The organism is Pseudoalteromonas sp. SG45-5, from assembly GCF_014164085.1.
Lineage (GTDB): Bacteria > Pseudomonadota > Gammaproteobacteria > Enterobacterales > Alteromonadaceae > Pseudoalteromonas > Pseudoalteromonas aliena.
Window position 1 is genome coordinate 1 of sequence record NZ_JACJEM010000111.1, and the last position, 2,029, is coordinate 2,029.

General features: G+C 38.5%; 1 protein-coding gene and 1 pseudogene. Both read left to right on the forward strand.

Features of this window, described 5'->3' with window-relative positions; genetic code table 11:
- Positions 1-323: 323 nt before the first annotated feature.
- On the forward strand, positions 324-1,445 hold the full coding sequence (locus H5119_RS19815; protein ID WP_259399069.1) for a sodium:proton antiporter: 1,122 nt from the start codon (positions 324-326) through the stop codon (positions 1,443-1,445).
- Between the two features lie 428 nt (positions 1,446-1,873).
- Positions 1,874-2,029, forward strand: a pseudogene (locus H5119_RS20600) (IS982 family transposase); the annotation flags it as partial.

The following is a 2,029-nucleotide window of genomic DNA, read 5'->3' on the forward strand; positions in this document are numbered from 1 at the left end:
TAAACTCTATCTTCAAGCAAAATTGATTTTAGCTTCGACCACAACTTATCAGTGAGCATTAATCGGGGCATGGTAATCTCGTAAGGTTTGTTTTTGGCGAAGTAAATTATACGAGATTACCGCTTGCGCACAAAATTCAAACAAAGATCAACAGCCCCTAAATAATAACTAATTTAATATTACGGATTAATTAAAATGGAACCTACAAGCAGCTTAACCATATTTGAAATTGGCGCGATATTTTTATCAATTACCGCGTTACTCACCTATGTGAATCACCGTTTTATTGGCTTGCCAACAACCATTGTGTAATGGTTATTTCGATGGTGGTTTCTATTGCGGCTATATTTTTGGGCTTTTTAGGGTTTGATGATCTTATAGATTACGAAATGAGCTTGCTCGATCAGTTAGATTTTACTGAGGTTTTGCTTGATGGCATGCTTTCTATGTTGCTTTTTGCTGGGGCGCTGCACGTAAATGTTAGCGATTTAAGGCGCTATAAATTGCCAATAGGCATTTTAGCCTGTGTTGGTACGTTGCTATCAACGGTTATTATTGCTGGCGCACTTTATTTAGTACTTCCTTTGCTTGGTTTTGATTTAGCGTTTATTTGGTGTTTACTGTTTGGCGCATTAATTTCGCCAACCGATCCTATTGCGGTAATGGGAATTTTACAATCTGCGGGTGCGCCTAAAAGTATTGAAACCGTGATTGCGGGTGAATCGTTGTTTAACGATGGTATAGGCGTGGTTATTTTTGTGCTTTTATTGGGTGTTTTATCAAGTGGTGATATTCCTACAACTTATTATGTAGCACACACGCTGGCGGTTGAAGTCGGTGGCGGTATTGTTTTTGGTTTGGTATTAGGTGGTATTTTATATTACTTACTTAAAAGCATTGATAGTTACCAAGAAGAAGTACTACTTACTTTAGCGGGCGTTATTGGTGGTTATGCACTGGCTAGCCATTGGCATTTGTCGGGCCCACTTGCAATGGTAATGATGGGGTTAATGGTGGGTAATCATGGTCGTAGTATGGCTATGAGCGACAAAACACGCCATTACATTGATTTGTTTTGGGAACTGATTGACGAAATTTTAAATGCTATTTTATTTGTACTCATAGGGCTTGAAGTCGTCATGATTGCATTTTCGAGTAATTTATTTATTGCTGGTGGCTTAACTATTTTGATAGCGTTACTCGCACGTTTAATTGTTGTGGGTATAACAACCACTACATTTAATAAGCAATTAGAGTTGCCATCTGGCGCATGGAAAGTTTTAACCTGGGGTGGCTTGCGCGGTGGTATTTCGGTTGCACTGGTATTGCAGTTACCTGATGGGAACGAGCGCGATATTTTATTGGCTCTCACTTATGCGGTTGTGGTGTTTTCTATTTTAATTCAGGGTTTGAGTATTGGTAAAGTAGCCAAAACTATCCGTTAAATATAATTTTTTAAAAGCGTGTGAAATAGCTGTATTTCACACGCTTTTTATTTCCTCTTATAAAAACAAAAAAGGGAAGGAACTAACAGTCCCGAATTCAGGTTCAATGTAATAGAGCCATACCACGTCAATAAAAATACTTTTATGCGATGGCAGAAAGCCTAATTCTAGAGCCACGAAGGGGGCGAAGTGTTCCTCGTTCAGTAAGCAGCGGTACGCTAGAAATAAAAAGCCGTTCACCTTAAGTGAACGGCATTAGGGGAATACGAGTTTATGATTTGTTTTACAAAACGTGTCTTCTGTTTTTAAAGTAGAGCGGACACGTTTAAATACATAACCTGAATCTCGTTTAAGAAATTGAACTAAATGCCTGTTCCGAGATCCGATCTTTCGACCAAGAACGATTGGATAAACAAGGAACATGCATGATTAAATTAGTTTGCGATGTCGATGATTTTAGCAAAGTATTTATACCCCAATGGAAAAAACAATTACTCGAAGATGGCACCCAAAAACGTCAGCGAGCAGGGCGTATGACGACCAGTGAAATTATGACTATTGTTATTAGTTTTCACATGTCACAT

Excerpts from the sequence above, each read along its gene's own strand:
- H5119_RS19815 (WP_259399069.1), top strand. The coding sequence starts at position 324 with ATGGTGGTTTCTATTGCGGCTATATTTTTGGGCTTTTTAGGGTTTGAT.